The organism is Streptomyces sp. P9(2023) (assembly GCF_032436795.1).
Classification (GTDB): domain Bacteria; phylum Actinomycetota; class Actinomycetes; order Streptomycetales; family Streptomycetaceae; genus Streptomyces.
In genome coordinates, this window is the sequence record NZ_JAUPWM010000039.1 from 25472 (window position 1) to 42689 (window position 17218).

At 70.0% G+C, this 17218-nt stretch carries 14 protein-coding genes and 4 tRNA genes; 10 read left to right on the top strand and 8 right to left on the bottom strand.

All coding sequences use genetic code 11. The features are described from left to right. The first annotated feature begins 127 nt into the window (after positions 1–127). Together Q5762_RS31125 and Q5762_RS31130 are read left to right on the top strand one after the other, a co-directional pair. Positions 128–1711, top strand: coding sequence for an acyl-CoA carboxylase subunit beta (locus tag Q5762_RS31125; RefSeq protein WP_315895625.1), 1584 nt, complete (start codon positions 128–130; stop codon positions 1709–1711). A gap of 15 nt (positions 1712–1726) precedes the next feature. Next, positions 1727–1930: an acyl-CoA carboxylase subunit epsilon gene (locus tag Q5762_RS31130; RefSeq protein WP_315895626.1), complete on the top strand. Its 204-nt coding sequence runs from the start codon at positions 1727–1729 to the stop codon at positions 1928–1930. Between the two features lie 315 nt (positions 1931–2245). Here the strand turns inward: Q5762_RS31130 and Q5762_RS31135 are convergent, their stop codons facing one another. The 8 genes from Q5762_RS31135 to Q5762_RS31170 all read right to left on the bottom strand — a co-directional run bounded on the left by Q5762_RS31135 (position 2246) and on the right by Q5762_RS31170 (position 12660). Beyond that, entirely contained in the window at positions 2246–2827 is a 582-nt protein-coding gene (locus tag Q5762_RS31135) for an ATP/GTP-binding protein (RefSeq protein ID WP_050791473.1), read from the bottom strand. After that, complete coding sequence (locus Q5762_RS31140) at positions 2808–3374, bottom strand: DUF742 domain-containing protein (protein WP_315895627.1); 567 nt, start codon at positions 3372–3374, stop codon at positions 2808–2810. The genes Q5762_RS31135 and Q5762_RS31140 overlap by 20 nt, the downstream gene beginning before the upstream one ends. A gap of 93 nt (positions 3375–3467) precedes the next feature. After that, complete coding sequence (locus Q5762_RS31145; protein WP_053725133.1) at positions 3468–3881, bottom strand: roadblock/LC7 domain-containing protein; 414 nt, start codon at positions 3879–3881, stop codon at positions 3468–3470. 7 nt (positions 3882–3888) lie between these two features. Next, the gene (locus Q5762_RS31150) at positions 3889–7104 is read right to left on the bottom strand and encodes a nitrate- and nitrite sensing domain-containing protein (RefSeq protein ID WP_315895628.1); all 3216 of its coding nucleotides are present in this window, start codon (positions 7102–7104) and stop codon (positions 3889–3891) included. A gap of 338 nt (positions 7105–7442) precedes the next feature. After that, complete coding sequence (locus tag Q5762_RS31155; RefSeq protein ID WP_315895629.1) at positions 7443–8024, bottom strand: ATP/GTP-binding protein; 582 nt, start codon at positions 8022–8024, stop codon at positions 7443–7445. Then, positions 8005–8412 (bottom strand): DUF742 domain-containing protein, encoded by a 408-nt coding sequence (locus Q5762_RS31160; RefSeq protein ID WP_315895630.1) that lies wholly within the window; start codon positions 8410–8412, stop codon positions 8005–8007. Before Q5762_RS31160 ends, Q5762_RS31155 begins: the two co-directional genes overlap by 20 nt. 141 nt (positions 8413–8553) lie before the next feature. Further along, positions 8554–8967: a roadblock/LC7 domain-containing protein gene (locus tag Q5762_RS31165; protein ID WP_315895653.1), complete on the bottom strand. Its 414-nt coding sequence runs from the start codon at positions 8965–8967 to the stop codon at positions 8554–8556. Positions 8968–8976: 9 nt separating this feature from the next. Continuing rightward, positions 8977–12660 carry a nitrate- and nitrite sensing domain-containing protein gene (locus Q5762_RS31170; protein WP_315895631.1) on the bottom strand — a complete coding sequence of 1228 codons (3684 nt, stop codon included), beginning with the start codon at positions 12658–12660 and terminating at the stop codon, positions 8977–8979. Positions 12661–13201: 541 nt separating this feature from the next. Here Q5762_RS31170 and Q5762_RS31175 point away from each other — a divergent pair. From Q5762_RS31175 to Q5762_RS31210, 8 genes are all read left to right on the top strand, one after another. Continuing rightward, complete coding sequence (locus Q5762_RS31175; RefSeq protein WP_315895632.1) at positions 13202–13390, top strand: hypothetical protein; 189 nt, start codon at positions 13202–13204, stop codon at positions 13388–13390. 79 nt (positions 13391–13469) lie between these two features. After that, the gene (locus tag Q5762_RS31180) at positions 13470–14264 is read left to right on the top strand and encodes a fumarylacetoacetate hydrolase family protein (RefSeq protein WP_315895633.1); all 795 of its coding nucleotides are present in this window, start codon (positions 13470–13472) and stop codon (positions 14262–14264) included. Continuing rightward, a complete protein-coding gene (gene gltX, locus Q5762_RS31185; protein ID WP_315895634.1) occupies positions 14257–15732 on the top strand; it encodes a glutamate--tRNA ligase in 1476 nt (491 codons plus the stop codon). Before Q5762_RS31180 ends, gltX begins: the two co-directional genes overlap by 8 nt. A gap of 174 nt (positions 15733–15906) precedes the next feature. Next, positions 15907–16629, top strand: a complete 723-nt coding sequence (locus Q5762_RS31190; protein ID WP_315895635.1) for an HAD family hydrolase — start codon at positions 15907–15909, stop codon at positions 16627–16629. A 95-nt stretch (positions 16630–16724) separates the two neighbouring features. Continuing rightward, positions 16725–16796, top strand: a tRNA-Gln gene (locus Q5762_RS31195). 43 nt (positions 16797–16839) lie between these two features. Beyond that, a tRNA-Glu gene (locus Q5762_RS31200) sits at positions 16840–16912 on the top strand. A gap of 89 nt (positions 16913–17001) precedes the next feature. Then, positions 17002–17074 (top strand) — tRNA-Glu (locus Q5762_RS31205). Positions 17075–17104: 30 nt separating this feature from the next. Beyond that, positions 17105–17176, top strand: a tRNA-Gln gene (locus tag Q5762_RS31210). The last annotated feature ends 42 nt before the right edge of the window (positions 17177–17218 follow it).

Here is a 17218-nt window from a genome sequence, read left to right on the forward strand (position 1 = left end):
AGGGTCCCTGCGCTGTCGGGTCGACCCGCATGGCAGGCGGTTCTGTCTTACTCCACCAGGATTCGGGACGGGAGACTGTACGGAGTCAACGGCGGGATTTCCTTGGTCGGCTTCGTAGGGTCGGTACATGACCGTTGTGGACCAGATCCCGAGCGAGCCGACCGACGCCCGAGGCCGTGTGGCCGAGCTGCACGCCCTGCGCGAGGAGGCCCGGCGCGGACCGAGCGACCGGGCGACCGAGGCGCAGCACGCCAAGGGCAAGCTCACCGCTCGTGAGCGCATCGAGCTGCTGCTCGACCCTGGTTCCTTCAACGAGGTCGAGCAGCTGCGCCGGCACCGCGCCACCGGCTTCGGCCTGGAGGCCAAGAAGCCGTACACCGACGGTGTCATCACCGGCTGGGGCACGGTCGAGGGCCGTACGGTCTTCGTCTACGCGCACGACTTCCGGATCTTCGGCGGCGCGCTGGGCGAGGCCCACGCCACGAAGATCCACAAGATCATGGACATGGCGATCGCGGCCGGCGCTCCGCTGGTCTCGCTGAACGACGGCGCGGGCGCCCGGATCCAGGAGGGCGTCTCGGCGCTCGCCGGTTACGGCGGCATCTTCCAGCGCAACACGCGCGCCTCGGGTGTCATCCCGCAGATTTCGGTGATGCTGGGCCCGTGCGCGGGCGGAGCGGCGTACAGCCCGGCGCTCACGGACTTCGTCTTCATGGTCCGCGAGACCTCGCAGATGTTCATCACCGGCCCGGACGTCGTCAAGGCGGTCACCGGCGAGGAGATCACCCAGAACGGCCTCGGCGGCGCGGACGTGCACGCCGAGACGAGCGGCGTCGCGCACTTCGCGTACGACGACGAGGAGACCTGCATCGCTGAGGTGCGCTACCTCCTGTCGATGCTGCCGCAGAACAACCGCGAGAACCCGCCGACCGTGGCCTCCGAGGACCCGGCGGACCGCCGCTCGGACGTCCTGCTCGACCTGGTCCCGGCCGACGGGAACCGTCCGTACGACATGCACAAGGTGATCGAGGAGCTCGTCGACGACGGCGACTACCTGGAGATCCACGAGCGCTGGGCCCGCAACATCATCTGCGCGCTGGCCCGCCTGGACGGCCAGGTCGTCGGCATCGTGGCGAACCAGCCGCAGTCGCTGGCCGGCGTTCTGGACATCGAGGCGAGTGAGAAGGCCGCCCGTTTCGTCCAGATGTGCGATGCTTTCAATATCCCGATCGTCACCCTTCTGGACGTACCCGGCTTCCTGCCGGGCGTCGACCAGGAGCACGGTGGAATCATCCGCCACGGCGCGAAGCTGCTGTACGCGTACTGCAACGCGACCGTGCCGCGGATCAGCCTGATCCTGCGCAAGGCGTACGGCGGCGCGTACATCGTCATGGACAGCCAGTCCATCGGCGCCGACCTGACCTACGCCTGGCCCACGAACGAGATCGCGGTGATGGGCGCCGAAGGTGCCGCCAACGTCATCTTCCGCAAGCAGATCGCGGAGGCCGAGGACTCGGACGCCATGCGGGCGCGCATGGTCAAGGAGTACAAGGCCGAGCTGATGCACCCGTACTACGCCGCGGAGCGCGGCCTGGTCGACGACGTGATCGACCCCGTCGAGACGCGGGAGGTCCTCATCCGGTCCCTCGCCATGCTCCGCACCAAGCACGCCGACCTGCCGTCCCGCAAGCACGGCAACCCGCCTCAGTAAGAGGAGCCCACCGAAGTGACCACGCCTGCCACAGCCAGCCTTCTCCGCGTCGAGAAGGGCCACGCCGACCCCGAGGAGCTGGCCGCGATCACCGCCGTCCTCCTCGCCCGCGCCGCCGCCCAGCCCGCGGACGAGGCGACGTCCGCCCGCTCCACGGCCGGCTGGCGCCGCCTGGAACGCCAGTCGGGCTTCCGCCCCTCCCACTCCTGGCAGGGCTGACCCCCCGTACCTCCGAGGCCCCCGCTCCCGCAAGGGACGGGGGCCTTCGGCATGCCGGCCAGGGCCTGAAGACGGACGCGCCCGCCAGGGGCGCCGTTCCGTGGGGTGGGCCGGCCCGGCACCGCGGCGCGAAGCTGCCGCGATCCCGGGGGCCCGGGGGCGAAGCCCCCCGAGAAACCCCCCGCCCCCAGCCCCCGGCAGGGTTTCGGGATGGGGGTCCCCCCGGACGAAGTCTGGGGGAGGGCGGGGTGGGGGAACGAGAAGGCCCGAGCACCGTCCGGTGCTCGGGCCTTCTCCGTACGTCCGTCGGGACGGCTACCGCAGGCGGGCCATCAGTGCGTGCTCCACGAGCGTGATCAGCGCGCTCTTCGCGTCCGCCCGATGCCGCGCGTCCGTCGTGATGATCGGGGTGTCCGGGCCGATCTGGAGGGCCTCGCGGACCTCCTCCGGGTTGTACGGCTGGTGCCCGTCGAACCCGTTCAGCGCGATGACGAACGGCAGGCCGCTGTTCTCGAAGTAGTCGACCGCCGGGAAGCAGTCGGCGAGACGGCGGGTGTCCACGAGCACGACCGCGCCGATCGCGCCGCGCACCAGGTCGTCCCACATGAACCAGAAGCGGTCCTGACCCGGCGTACCGAAGAGGTACAGGATCAGGTCCTGGTCCAGCGTGATGCGGCCGAAGTCCATGGCGACAGTCGTCGTCGTCTTGTCGCCGGTGTGCGTGAGGTCGTCGATGCCCGCGGACGCAGACGTCATGACGGCCTCGGTACGCAGCGGGTTGATCTCCGAGACGGCGCCGACGAACGTGGTCTTGCCCACGCCGAAGCCACCCGCCACCACGATCTTCGCGCTGGTGGTTGAACGGGCCGCGCCGCCGCTAGAGCTTGCGAAGTCCACTGAGCACCCTTTCGAGCAGTGTCACGTCTGGCTGACCGCCGGCGGCCTCGTCGCCGCCGGGCTGGTGGATGGCGACAAGTCCGGCCTCCGCCAGGTCGGCGACGAGAATCCGGGCAACGCCGAGAGGAATGGAGAGCAGGGCCGAGATTTCGGCCACCGACTTGATCTCGAAACACAGCCGGCAGATCCGCTGGTGCTCGGGCAACTGCCCCTGCAGCCGGGCCGGATCGGCCGTCGTACTGACCAGCGCCTCGATGGCGAGCTGGTAACGCGGCCGGGTCCGGCCGCCGGTCATGGCGTACGGGCGCACGAGCGGGTTGTGGTTCCCGCTCGGGCGGCTGCCCGCGCCACCCGCGCCACCCGCGCCACCCGGGTTCCGCTGGGCCGCGGGCGGCGCCGGCGAGGGCTGCTGCGCCTGCGGGTGTTGATAGGGCTGCTGCGTGCCCTGTCTGCTGGGGGCAGAGGGGAAGTTGAACCGGTTCTGCGCGTCTCCCTGCGCGTGCACGTCAAAACCGTTGTACGGGTGTCCGCCCGGGGGTGTCCCCACGTCTCCTCCTCCGACTGCCTCGCGGTCCATGTCCCTGTGGAGCCGCGCCACCGCACCTTACGGGGCGGTGGCGTGAAACGCACTGTCTGTCTGTTAGTTGAGAAGACTTCCCTGCAGTTCTGCCCGGAGGTCAGGCGTCAGGACGCTGCCCGCACGGTCGACGAGGAGGGCCATCTCGTAGCCCACGAGACCGATGTCGGCCTCCGGGTGCGCGAGTACGGCCAGCGAAGAGCCGTCCGAGACCGACATGATGAAGAGGAAGCCGCGCTCCATCTCCACGACCGTCTGGTTGACCGCACCGCCCTCGAAGATCCGGGACGCGCCCGCGGTCAGCGAGGTCAGTCCGGAGGCGACGGCCGCCAGCTGGTCGGCGCGGTCCCGGGGGAACCCCTCGGACATCGCCAGCAGGAGTCCGTCGGCGGAGACCACCACCGTGTGCGACACCCCGGGGGTGTTGTCCACGAAGTTGGTGATCAACCAGTTCAGATTCTGCGCCGCCTGGCTCATGCTCACACTAACGCTCCTGGTTGTAGGTACTGCCCGGGCCGAGGCCCGATCCGTTCGTGTCCGTCCCCGCCGTGCGTCCCTGCTGGACACCGCGGCGCAGGTTGCTCAACCTGCCCCGGACGTCCTCGGGGGCGCGGGAGACCTGGGGGCCGCCCTGCGGGGTCTGCTCCGCCGTGCCCTCGACCAGATTGGCCTTGGGGACCCGCTTCGGAAGACCGGAGGAGGTGACTCCGCCCGCCTTCGGGTCGCGGAGCTTCTCGGCCCGCTGCCAGCGCTCGTCGTTCGTCGAGCGCCATTCGTCGGAACCGTCGGCTTCGTTCTGCTGGACCGGCGCCGGCTGCTGCACCGGCTGCTGGGCCGTCTGCCGCGAGGGCTGCGGGCCCTGCGCCGCCGTGCTGCCGCGGCGCGGCAGACCGGCATCGGTCATCGCGTGGCCGGCTTCCGGGGTGGGGGTCGGCTTCGAACCCGGACCGAAGCCTACGCGCTCGGCGGCCGGTTCGGGAGCGCTCGGAGCAGATTCCGCTTCTGCCCCGTAGCTCTGCTCGTAGCCGCCCTGATAGGTGCTCTGACCCGGCCACTCGGCCTGCTGGCCCTGGGGCTCGTAGGCCTGCTCGTATGCCGCCTGGTCGGCCTGTCCGCCCTGGTACGGGGCTTCCGCATAGCCGGTCTCGGCGTACCCGGCGGCGGGCTGGCCGTAGCCGTCGTAGCCCTGCTGGGAGTAGTCGTAACCGTCGTGCTGCTGGGCCTGCTGAGCCTGCTGGCCGAAGTCGGGCGCGTACTCCTGCCCGTACTCCTGCTGCTGGCCGAAGTCCTGCTGGCCGAACTCCTGCTCCTGCTGCCCGTAGCCCTGGTGCGCGGGGTCGATCTCGTCCCGGAAGAGCGGACGTTCGCCGCCCTGCGCCTGCGACTCCAGGGCCGCCCGGCGCTCCTCGCGCATCAGCGAACGGTTCACCGGGTCGAGCTGGCGGTCGTCCGCCGGCTGCTCGTAGCGGGAGTCGTCGAAGCCGAGCTCCGCCGCGGTCCGCATCGGCTGCTGCACCGGCGTGAAGGCGTGCTGCTGCTGTTGCGGGATGATCTGCGAGACCGTGAAGTCGTTCTCGGGCAGCTGCTCGCCACCACCACCGTGGGTGATCGCGTCGGGCAGCATGACGAGCGAGGTCGTACCGGCCTGCTCGCCCGAGGGGCGCAGCTGGACGCGGACCCCGTGCCGGTCGGCGAGGCGGCCGACCACGAACAGGCCCATGCGCTGCGAGACGGCGGCGTCCACGGTCGGCGGGTTGGCCAGCTTGTGGTTGATGTCCGCGAAGTCCTCGGCGGTGAGGCCGATGCCCTTGTCGTGGATCTCGACCATCACGCGGCCGTCGGGCAGCCGGGTCGCGGTGACGCGGACCTTGGTCTGCGGGGAGGAGAACGTGGTGGCGTTCTCCAGGAGCTCGGCGAGCAGGTGCACGAGGTCGGTCACGGCCTGGCCGTGGATCTCGGCCTCCGGGACACCGGCCAGCTCGATGCGCTCGTACTGCTCCACCTCGGAGGAGGCGGCGCGCATCACGTCGACCAGCGGCACCGGCTGGTCCCAGCGGCGGCCCGGCTCCTCGCCGGCGAGGACCAGGAGGTTCTCGCCGTTGCGGCGCATACGGGTGGCCAGGTGGTCCAGCTTGAAGAGGTTCTCCAGCTGGTCCGGGTCGGCCTCGTTGTTCTCCAGGTCGGTGATGAGGGTCAGCTGGCCCTCGATCAGCGACTGGTTGCGGCGCGACAGGTTGGTGAAGATCGCGTTGACGTTGCCCCGGAGCATGGCCTGCTCGGCGGCGAGCCGGACGGCCTCGCGGTGGACCTGGTCGAAGGCGCGGGCGACCTCGCCGATCTCGTCCTGGGTGTCGATCGGGATCGGCTGGACCCGGGTGTCGACCCGGCCCGGCTCGGTCCGCGACAGCTGGTCGACGAGCATCGGCAGGCGCTGCTCGGCGACGGCGAAGGCGGCGGTGCGCAGCTCGCGCATCGAGCGGCTCATCTGGCGGGCCATCATCCCGGCGATGATGAAGGCGGCGAGGAGGGCGATGACGACGATGCCACCGATGACGTAGGCGTCGGTCTGGGCGTCCGAGGAGATGTCGCCGGCCTCGGCCACGGCCTTGTCGACGAGCTCCTTCTCGACCTCGTTGTAGCCCTCGAACTTGCCGGTGGCCACGGCCAGCCAGGTCTCGGGCGTGATGCCCTTCTTCTGGAGGTCCTTGATCGCGTCGGCGTCCTTGGCGGCACCGATCTCCTGGGCCATCCCGGTGAAGACGGAACCGTCGGCGCCCTTGGGCAGGGTGATGCCGGCCGCCTGCATCTTCTTCTCGCCCTCGGCGGCCTTCCCGGCCATGACCTGCTTCAGCCGGTCCACGTCCGCCTGGGTGCCGCCGGAGTTGTACTCACCGAGAGCGATCTGCTCCAGGTAGTTGTACGAGTTGAGCGCCACCGACTGCTGCGCGAAGACGTCGGCCTTCTGGCTGGGCCGGACGAGGAGCTGGGTGGCGATCGAGCGCTGCAGCGACTCGGCGCCCTTGGCGAGCTGGATGGCGTAGAGCGTCTTGCCGTAGGCGGTGACGTTGGTCGTGCCGAGACCGAGCTCGTTGGAGAACTGCATCAGGTAGTGCTGGACGCCGGTGTACCCGAGCTGGGTGTTCACCGGGTCGAGGGCGCGGGTGTACGCGGCCTCGCGGAGCTTCTCGAGCTTGGGCTCCTCGTCATGGAACAGCTTCAGGCGGCGCTCCAGGCCCTCGCCCTCCGGCATGTTCTTGACGGCCTCGTCGAACTTGACCTTGGCGGCGTCGGTGGCGGCGTACGCCTTGGTGACCTCGTCGCTCTTGCGGTCCTCGGCGGACTTGGCCGTCAGCAGGGGAGCGGCGGTCAGGTCACGCTCGTCGAGCAGCGCCCGGCTGTACTCCGAGGCGGCGCGCACGATCAGCGCCGTCTTCTCGGCGTTCTGCGCCTCCTGCCAGGTGTTGATCGCCCCGTTCACCTGGAAGCCGCCCATGACCAGGCCGACCAGCACGGGTATGAGGAGGATCGCGTTCAGCTTGGTCGGTACTCGCCAGTTGCGCGGGGACAGCTTGCTGGAGCTCCCCGTGCTCGTGGCCTGGGGCGTCGCGGGCACCTCCGCGGGTGACGCGACCATGCGCGCAGGCGGCGTGAAGTTGCCACGCGCCTGCTGCTCCGCGGAGCTTTCCTTGCTTCGCCTCACTCGACCAACAACCTCTCGGCGTCGGCACCTACGTTGTGCCGGTGTTTCGTTCAGGGCCGTACTACTCGGGAGTTCATGAATTGCAGCACGTGCAAGGGCTCCCTTCCAAACAGCCCTGAGCTCCGGTTTTCACCGACCTGACCCCTAGATAAAACGGGCATAAAGAACGAGCCCCGCCAAATGGCGGGGCTCAGGTGAGCGCAGCGGTACCGATCGGATGCGTCGGGTGTCCGTGGCGCCGCAATTCTCTGTCGAAACGTTATGAACGCGAGCGTGGACCGTGGCAAAGGACACAGGACGCTCACGAAAGGCGTACGACAACTTCCGTACGCGTTCTTCTACTTGAGTCGTGCCATCAACGCGTGCTCCACGAGCGTGATCAGCGCGCTCTTGGCGTCGGTGCGGTGGCGGGCGTCCGTGGTGATGATCGGGGTGTCCGGACCGATCTGGAGGGCCTCGCGGACCTCCTCCGGGTTGTACGGCTGGTGGCCCTCGAACCCGTTCAGCGCGATGACGAACGGCAGGCCGCTGTTCTCGAAGTAGTCGACCGCCGGGAAGCAGTCGGCGAGACGGCGGGTGTCCACGAGCACGACCGCGCCGATCGCGCCGCGCACCAGGTCGTCCCACATGAACCAGAAGCGGTCCTGACCCGGCGTACCGAAGAGGTACAGGATCAGGTCCTGGTCCAGCGTGATGCGGCCGAAGTCCATGGCGACAGTCGTCGTCGTCTTGTCGCCGGTGTGCGTGAGGTCGTCGATGCCCGCGGACGCAGACGTCATGACGGCCTCGGTACGCAGCGGGTTGATCTCCGAGACGGCGCCGACGAACGTGGTCTTGCCCACGCCGAAGCCACCCGCCACCACGATCTTCGCGCTGGTGGTCGACCGGGCCGCACCGCCGCTAGAGCTTGCGAAGTCCACTGAGCACCCTTTCGAGCAGTGTCACGTCCGGCGTGCCGCCGGCCTCTCCGTTACCCGGCTGGTGGATCGACACCATGCCCGCCTCCGCCAGGTCGGCGACGAGGATCCGGGCCACACCGAGCGGCATCGACAGCAGGGCCGACACCTCCGCCACCGACTTGACCTCACGGCACAGGTGGCAGATCCGCTGGTGCTCCGGGAGCAGGGTGGCGAGGTGCGCCGGGTCGGCCGTGGTGCTGACCAGGGCCTCTATCGCGAGTTGGTACCGCGGCCGGGTCCGGCCGCCGGTCATGGCGTAGGGCCGGACCAGCGGCTGGTCGCCCTCATATCCGTACGACTCGTCGAGGGAGGCGCCGTACGGATCGTGAGAGGCGGGGGGCGGGGTCATGAATCCTCCGGGCGTGACGGCACGAGGTCATGCCGTGCGATGGGGCCGGTGGGGGGCCGGATGGGGCGGCCGGACGGTTTCTGGTGCCCAGGGCGGTACGGAGGGGCGTACCGCCCTGTCGCTACGTGCAACGGTACGGGTCTAGTGCAGCAGGCTGCCCTGGAGTTCGGCGCGGAGATCCGGGGTGAGGACACTGCCGGCCCGGTCGACCAGCAGCGTCATCTCGTAGCCCACGAGGCCGATGTCGCACTCCGGGTGCGCGAGCACGGCCAGCGAGGAACCGTCGGAGACCGACATCAGGAAGAGGAAGCCGCGCTCCATCTCCACGACCGTCTGGGCGACGGCTCCGCCCTCGAAGATCCGGGACGCTCCCGCGGTCAGCGAGGTCAGTCCGGACGCGACCGCCGCCAGCTGGTCGGCGCGGTCGCGGGGGAATCCTTCCGACATGGCAAGGAGCAGACCGTCGGCGGAGACCACCACCGTGTGGGACACCCCGGGGGTGTTGTCCACGAAGTTGGTGATCAACCAGTTCAGATTCTGCGCAGCCTGGCTCATCGCGCTCAACTAGTGCTCCTGCTGGTGGGTGGGGCCGGTGGGAAAGCTGCCCGTGGTGGAGTTGCCTGCCTGGCGGCCCTGCTGGATGCCACGGCGCAGGTTGGTGAGGCGGCCGCGGACGTCATCGGGCGCACGCGAGACCTGCGGGCCGGCCGTGTGGGCCTGCTCCTGCGCGGTCCCGGGTACGAGGTTGGCGCGCGGTACGCGCTTCGGCAGCCCGGAGGTGGTGATCCCCCCGGCCGCCGGCTTACGGACCCGCTCGGCCTGGCGCACCAGCTCGTCGTTGGGCGAGGTCCGCCACGAGGCGGGACCGCCCGGCTGCTGACCGGCCTGCTGGCCGCCGCCCTGCTGCTGCGGGGCGGGGCGGCGCTGGGGAGCGGGCTGTTGCGGCGCGGACTGGGGGGCGTGCGCCTGCGGAGCCTGGTGACCGTGGCCGTCCTGGCCGTGGCCGCTCTGACCGCCCTGACCGCTCTGGCCCTGGCTCTGGTTGAACCAGTTGGTCTCCAGCGTGTCGTACAGCGGGGTACGCGCGCCGGCCGAGCTGCCGGCCGGCGGCAGCGCCTCGGGCTGACGGGGCTGCTGGAGCTGGGGCTGCTGCGGCTGCTGCGGCAGGTTCCCGGCCGGGCGGGGCGCACCGTAGTCGCCGCCGCCGCGCTGGCGCGGGGCCGGGGCAGGCGCGGGGGCCTGCGGGGCCTGCTGCTGGTACCCCTGCGGGGCCTGCTGCGGCTGGCCGAAGTCCGGGCGCGGGAACTGGGCGGTGGACGCCGGGTCCTGCGCTCCGGGCTGGTACGCCTGCGGGGCCTGCTGGTGCCCGAGGTCGGGGCGCGGGAACTGGCCCGTGGAGCCCGGTCCCTGAGGCGCCGCCGGGCGGGCGAACTGGCCCGTGCTCTCCGGCTCCTCGTGGCCGCGCGGAGCGTCCAGCGGCGACATCTCCTGCTGCGGGCGGCGGACCGGCTGTGCCTGGTCGTTGCCCCAGCTCGTGGACTGCGGACGCTGCTGCTGCGGGTTGCCACCGGGAAGCTCGGCGCGCGGGTAGCCGCCCTGCTGCTGACCCTGGTTCTGGCCCTGCTGCTGCCCCTGGCCCTGCTGCCCCTGGCCCTGCTGTCCCTGGCCCTGCTGTCCCTGGTTCTTCTGACCGCCCCAGACGTCCGTACGGGACGGGATGGCGCTCTGCGCGCCGCCGAAGCCACCGGCGCCGAGGCCCGGACGCTGCGGCTCCGCGGAGACCTGCGGCATCTGCTCGGTCTGGGCGCTCTGCGGCTGGGGCTGCTGGGCCTGGCCCTGCGCCCGGTCCTGCGGACCGTTCTGGCGCGGCACACCCTCCCGGCCCGGCAGCGCCGCACGCGGACCGCTGCCCGCGCCGACCTGACCGCGGGCGGCACCCGCACCGGCGGCGAGCCGGCCCGCGGCCCCCGTCGGAGCACCGCCGAGACCCGGACGGCCACCGTTGCCGGCACCGCCGGCCGCGCCGGGACCACCGGTCAGCCGGCCACCGGGGGCGGACGGGCCCTGCGGCATCGCGCCCTGGCCACCGGGACCCGACTTGGGCGCGGGCTTCTTGCCGCCCTGGGCGACGTCGACCGGGAGCATGACGAGCGCCGTGGTGCCGCCGGAGTCCGAGGGGCGCAGCTGGATGCGGATGCCGTGTCGCAGGGACAGGCGGCCGACCACGAACAGACCCATGCGGCGGGAGACGGAGACGTCCACGGTGGGCGGCGAGGCGAGCCGCTCGTTGATCGCGGCGAGGTCCTCGGGGGAGAGGCCGATGCCGGTGTCGTGGATCTCGACGAGGACGCGGCCGTCGGGCAGCGCGTGACCCGTGACCCGGACCTTGGTCTGCGGCGAGGAGAACGACGTGGCGTTCTCCAGCAGCTCGGCGAGGAGGTGCACGAGGTCGTTGACGACCCGGCCCGCTACCTCGGTCGCCGGGACGGCGGCCAGTTCGATGCGCTCGTACTGCTCCACCTCGGAGGCGGCGGCACGGAGCACGTCGACCAGCGGGACCGGACGGGTCCACCGGCGGCCCGGCTCCTCACCGGCGAGGACGAGGAGGTTCTCGCCGTTCCGGCGCATACGGGTGGCGAGGTGGTCGAGCTTGAAGAGCGAGGAGAGCTGGTCCGGGTCGGCCTCGCGGGACTCCAGCTCGGAGATGAGCGACAGCTGACGCTGGATGAGGCCCTGGGAGCGGCGCGAGAGGTTGGTGAACATCGCGTTGACGTTGCCCCGCAGGAGGGCCTGCTCGGCGGCGAGGCGGACCGCCTCGCGGTGCACGTCGTCGAAGGCCGCGGCCACCTGGCCGATCTCGTCCCGGGAGTGCACACCGACGGACTCGACGGAGGTGTCGACGTCCTGCGGGTCCGACTCGGAGAGCTGCTTGACGAGCTCGGGCAGCCGGTCCTGGGCGACCTTGGTGGCGGTGTCCTGGAGCCGGCGCAGCGAGCGGATCATGGACCGGGCCACGACGAAGGCGCCGACGAGGGAGACACCGAGGACGAGCAGGATCAGCGCGCCGTTGATGATCGCCTCGCGCTGCGACTCCGAACGCAGTTCGCGCGCCTTGGTCTCCATCTGGTCGAGCAGATAGGCCTCGATGCGCGTCATGGCCTGGATCTTGGTGCCGTACTCGTCCGTGAAGTTCAGGTGACCGCGCGGGGCGCGGCCGGCCATGCCGGAGTCGTTGGACAGCACCCGGTCCGAGTACTTGTCGGCGGCGTCGATGGACGGGTTGCCGGTGGTCAGCGTGCTGGTCAGCTCGTCGGAGTCGCCGCCGGCCGACTCGTAGATGGTCTGGAACTGCTTGAGTTGGACCTTCTCGCCCTGCTGGGCGGCGTAGCCGTAGAGACGGTCACCGGCCTCCAGCTTGCCGGCGCGGCTGTCGCTGGTGGGCAGCGCGGAGGCGATGATCGCCTGCTGGACCGAGGCGTACTCCTTGGCGGACGAGAAGGCCGCGAGGGCCCGGGTCCGCTTGATCATCTCGGGGTTGCTGGTCGCCTGCGCCATGTCCTGGGAGAGGCTGAGCAGCGAGCGGATGAGCCGGCTGTACGCCTCGACCGTCACCGAGCGCGCGACGCCCGCCTTGTACGCCTCCTGGCGGATGCCGCCGATCTGGACGACCTGGGCCGCGATCTGGCTGACGTTCTGGCGGATGCTCTGCAGCGCCTCGTCGCCCTCGGTGGCCGGGATCTCCGCGGTGGCGTCCATGAACGCCTTCTGGGCCCGGTCCGTGGTCTTGCGCGGGTTGGCGACCTGGTAGTCGTTGGCCGACTTGCCGTTGGCCAGCGGACCGGCCGACAGGTCGCGCTCGGCCTGCAGGGCCTTGGCGAGGTCGGTCGCCTCTTCGGTCAGCTTGGTGAGCAGCTGCATGTGGTCCAGCTGCTCCATGTCCTGGAGCGATTCGCTGATCCGGATGCCGCCGAGGCTGGTGGCCGCGACCACGGGGAGGGTCAGCAGGGCGACCAGTCGCGTGGAGATGCGCCAGTTGCGCAGGGCTATTCGGGGCCCTACGGCGTTCTCCGCCTTGGGCTTCTTGGCGGCGGGCGCGGTGGACTCGGAGGCGGCGTTCGCGGTGCCGTTGCGCGTGGCGCCGTCACCGCCTTCGCCGGCCGGACCCTGACCCGGGTTCTGGGCGCGGTCGGTCCCGGCGCGAGGCTCCTGCTCGGCAGCAGCGCTGTCCCTCTTGAATCGTCCCTGCACTAGCGTCGCAACCTCTGGACCAGGCGTCCTTCCGCGTGAACGGATCGGACGGTGTCGGCGTCTCGGGACGCGGAATGCGCCCCAGTGGTGGTCGTCGATGACCGGCGCAGATCCCCCTTCCCCGCCGCTCACCCGGCGCTGCGTTGCGCCCCCTGCGCGCCGGCTCCAAACCGCGGCGGTGCGTGGAATTCCAGCACAGTGCTCGATCTCCAACAAGGGCCGCGTGCCCGTCCGTGAGTGCCATGACAATTCGTGCCCATCATGTCACCCCACGTAGAAGATGATCACGGAGGAATCGGACGTACTACCTCCAAAGAGTCATGGAGGCGGGGTGTCCCAGTCGAGATGATCAGGAGCGGAATGGAGCATTCAGTGGTGCATTGTCCGTTTCCGTGCCCCTGGATGACGGTCCGTAATGCCTGGATTGTCAGTGCTGTGGTGAGCAAACTCACACCAGGATCGTTGTCTCCCCCATGCATTCGAAGGGAAGGAGACGTTTAGCCTGACGCTTTACAAACCATCCGCTCTGTAAAGGCGCCCGATGAAGACGACGATGCTGCTCCGCTCCACGGCCAACCCCCGCCGCACCACCCTCGCCCACCTCGAGGACGCCGAGCGGCTCGGCCGGGGCGCACAGCCGGAGCACGCGCTCGCTCTCCCCACGCAGACGGCCAACCCGCGCCGCACGGTCCTCATGACCGCCCCCGAGGCCGCTCAGCCCGCACAGTAATACGCGGGGCGGCGCCCCTCGCCGCGTTAGCCTGGAGCGTCAGACTCCAGCCAGTACCAAGTGAGGGGCGACAGCACTCGTGCGCATCGCCAGATTCTCCATCGACGGCAATGTCGCCTTCGGCGCCGTCGAGGGTGAGGGAACCGTCGAGTCCGGCGGCCTCGTCCTCGACATCATCAAGGGCATCCCGTACACCGACTTCGAGCTCAGCGGCACCAAGGTCCCGCTCAGCAAGGTACGGCTCCTGCCGCCCGTGCTCCCCAACAAGGTCGTGGGCATCGGCCGCAACTACGCGGAGCACGCCGCCGAACTCGGCAACGAGGTCCCCGAGGTTCCCGTCGCCTTCTTCAAGCCGACGACCTCCGTGATCGGCCCCGGCGACGCCATCGAGTACCCCTCCTTCTCGAACGAACTGCACCACGAGGCCGAACTGGCCGTCGTGATCGGCCGGATGTGCCGCGAGGTGCCGCGCGAGCGGGTCAAGGACGTCATCTTCGGCTACACCTGCGCCAACGACGTCACCGCGCGCGACGCGCAGAAGCGCGAGAAGCAGTGGGCCCGGGCCAAGGGCTTCGACACCAGCTGCCCGCTGGGCCCCTGGGTGGAGACCGGTCTCTCTCCGGCCGCCGCGGGCGACCTCACCATCCAGGCCACGGTCAACGGCGAACAGCGCCAGCTCGGTCGTACGAGCGACATGATCCGCTCCATCGAGGACCTCGTCGTCCACATCTCCGAGGCCATGACGCTGCTCCCGGGCGACGTCATCCTCACCGGTACTCCGGCCGGGGTCGGCCCCCTCAACGTCGGCGACGAGGTCGCCGTCACCATCGAAGGCATCGGCACTCTCACCAACAAGGTGATCAAGCGTGGCTAACGCGATCCGCGTCCGTTTCTGTCCCTCCCCGACCGGCAACCCCCACGTGGGCCTGGTCCGCACCGCCCTGTTCAACTGGGCCTTCGCCCGCCACCACGGCGGTACGTTCGTCTTCCGCATCGAGGACACCGACGCGGCCCGCGACTCCGAGGAGTCGTACGAGCAGCTGCTCGACTCGCTGCGCTGGCTCGGCTTCACGTGGGACGAGGGCCCGGACGAGGTCGGCGGCCCGCACGCCCCGTACCGCCAGTCGCAGCGGATGGACATCTATCGCGACGTCGCCGAGAAGCTGCTCGCCGGCGGGTACGCGTACCACTGCTTCTGCACCGCCGTGGAGCTCGAGGTCCGTCGCGACGCCGCCCGCCTGGCCGGCAAGCCCTCCGGCTACGACGGCACCTGCCGCAACCTGAGCGCCGACCGCATCGAGCGCTACCGCGCCGAGGGCCGCGAGTCGATCGTCCGCTTCCGGATGCCCGACGAGCCGATCACCTTCACCGACCTGGTCCGCGGCGAGCTCACCTTCACCCCGGACAACGTCCCGGACTACGGCATCGTGCGCGCCAACGGCGCCCCGCTGTACACCCTGGTCAACCCGGTCGACGACGCCCTGATGGAGATCACCCACGTCCTGCGCGGCGAGGACCTGCTCTCCTCCACACCGCGCCAGATCGCGCTCTACAAGGCGCTGATCGAGCTGGGCATCGCCAAGGAGATCCCGGCCTTCGGCCACCTGCCGTACGTGATGGGCGAGGGCAACAAGAAGCTCTCCAAGCGCGACCCGCAGGCCTCCCTCAACGTCTACCGGGAGCGCGGCTTCCTCGCCGAGGGCCTGCTGAACTACCTCTCCCTCCTGGGCTGGTCGTTCTCGGCGGACCAGGACATCTTCACGATCGAGCAGATGGTGGAGAAGTTCGACATCGCGGACGTCAACGCGAACCCGGCGCGCTTCGACCTGAAGAAGGCCGAGTCGATCAACGCGGACCACATCCGCATGCTCGACGAGAAGGCGTTCGCCGCGGCCTGCGAGCCCTGGCTCCAGGCCCCGCACGCCAACTGGGCGCCGGAGGACTTCGACCGCGCCGCGTGGGAGACCATCGCCCCTTACGCCCAGACCCGCGTCACGGTCCTCTCCGACATCACCGCGAACGTGGACTTCCTCTTCCTGCCCGAGCCGGTCTTCGACCAGCCCTCGTGGGACAAGGCCATGAAGGGTGAGCCGGCGGCCCTCCTGACCACCGCGCGCGCCAAGCTGGAGGCGGCCGACTGGAGCGACCCGGAGTCCCTCAAGAACGCCGTCCTGGCCGCCGGCGAGGAGCACGGCCTCAAGCTCGGCAAGGCCCAGGCCCCGGTCCGTGTAGCCGTCACCGGCCGCACGGTCGGCCTGCCGCTCTTCGAGTCCCTGGAGATCCTGGGCAAGGAGAAGACGCTGACCCGCATCGACGCGGCGCTGGCGAAGCTGGCGGCGTAATCCCGGCCACATGCCGAGCCGTATGTGCTCTTCGGGGGATAACCCCCGCCGAGCCCCGGCAAGGGGGCGGTACCGTCGACGTATGGCCATCCGCGCGGTCCTCTGGGACGTGGACACTGTGCTCTTCGGGGGATAACCCCCGAGCCCCCGGCAAGGGGGCGGTACCGTCGACGTATGGCCATCCGCGCGGTCCTCTGGGACGTGGACGACACGATCTTCGACTACTCCCGTGCCGACCTGACGGGCATGCGTGACCATCTCACCGCCGAGGGCCTGGTGGACGGATTCGACTCCGCCGACCGGGCCCTCCGGCGTTGGCAGGAGCTCACCGCCGTCCACTGGCGGCGGTTCGAGGCCGGTGGGGTGGACTTCCAGGAGCAGCGGCGCGAGCGGGTACGGGACTTCCTCGCGGCGCCCGCGCTGACCGCACCCGAGGCCGACGCCTGGTTCGCGCGGTACGTGGCGCACTACGAGGCGGCCTGGGAGCTCTTCCCCGACGCCGTACCCGTGCTTGACCTGCTGGCCGGTGACTACCGTCACGCCGTCCTGTCGAACTCCTCGATCCACAACCAGGACCGCAAGCTGCGCGTGCTCGGCGTACGGGACCGCTTCGAGGCCGTCGTCTGCGCGGCGGAGCTCGGTGTCGCCAAGCCGGCCGCCGAGGCCTTCCACGCCGCCTGCGCCGCCCTCGATCTGGCCCCGGGCGACGTGGCGTACGTCGGAGATCATCCGGACATCGACGCTTCGGGGGCGGACGGGGCGGGGCTCCGGGGCATCTGGCTGGACCGGGCCGACACCGGCGGCCGGCCCGAACTGACCCGGATCACCGACCTCCACCAGCTGCCCGGCCTGCTGCGCGGGGATACCCGTTTTGGAGCGCCGGACACCTTCAGGTAATGTTCTTCCTGCGCCGAGGGGAGCAAGCCGAAAGGCAGAAACCCTCCGGAGCGCAAGCCCGAACAAGATCCCCTTCGCGGGGGATCGCGTTTTGGTGGCCTATGGTGTAATTGGCAGCACGACGGTTTCTGGTTCCGTTAGTCTAGGTTCGAGTCCTGGTAGGCCAGCTCGCAGAGCTCATCTGCACCACGCGGATTCCAGATCCGCAAAGCCCCCGTTGTGTAGCGGCCTAGCACGCTGCCCTCTCACGGCAGTAGCGCCGGTTCGAATCCGGTCGGGGGTACAGATCCATCCTGCGGATCACCAGGGTCGCTCCCGGTGATCATGCGGTGACATCACCCGGCGCCTCGTGTGCCGGGTGGGATCGCTAGGGCCCCCGTTGTGTAGCGGCCTAGCACGCCGCCCTCTCAAGGCGGTAGCGCCGGTTCGAATCCGGTCGGGGGTACTGGTCTGAGCCTCATGGTCTAGACCGCAATGGCCTATGGTGTAATTGGCAACACTACGGTTTCTGGTACCGTCATTCTAGGTTCGAGTCCTGGTAGGCCAGCTCGCAGAGCTCATCTGCACGTACGCGGATCGCATCCGCAAG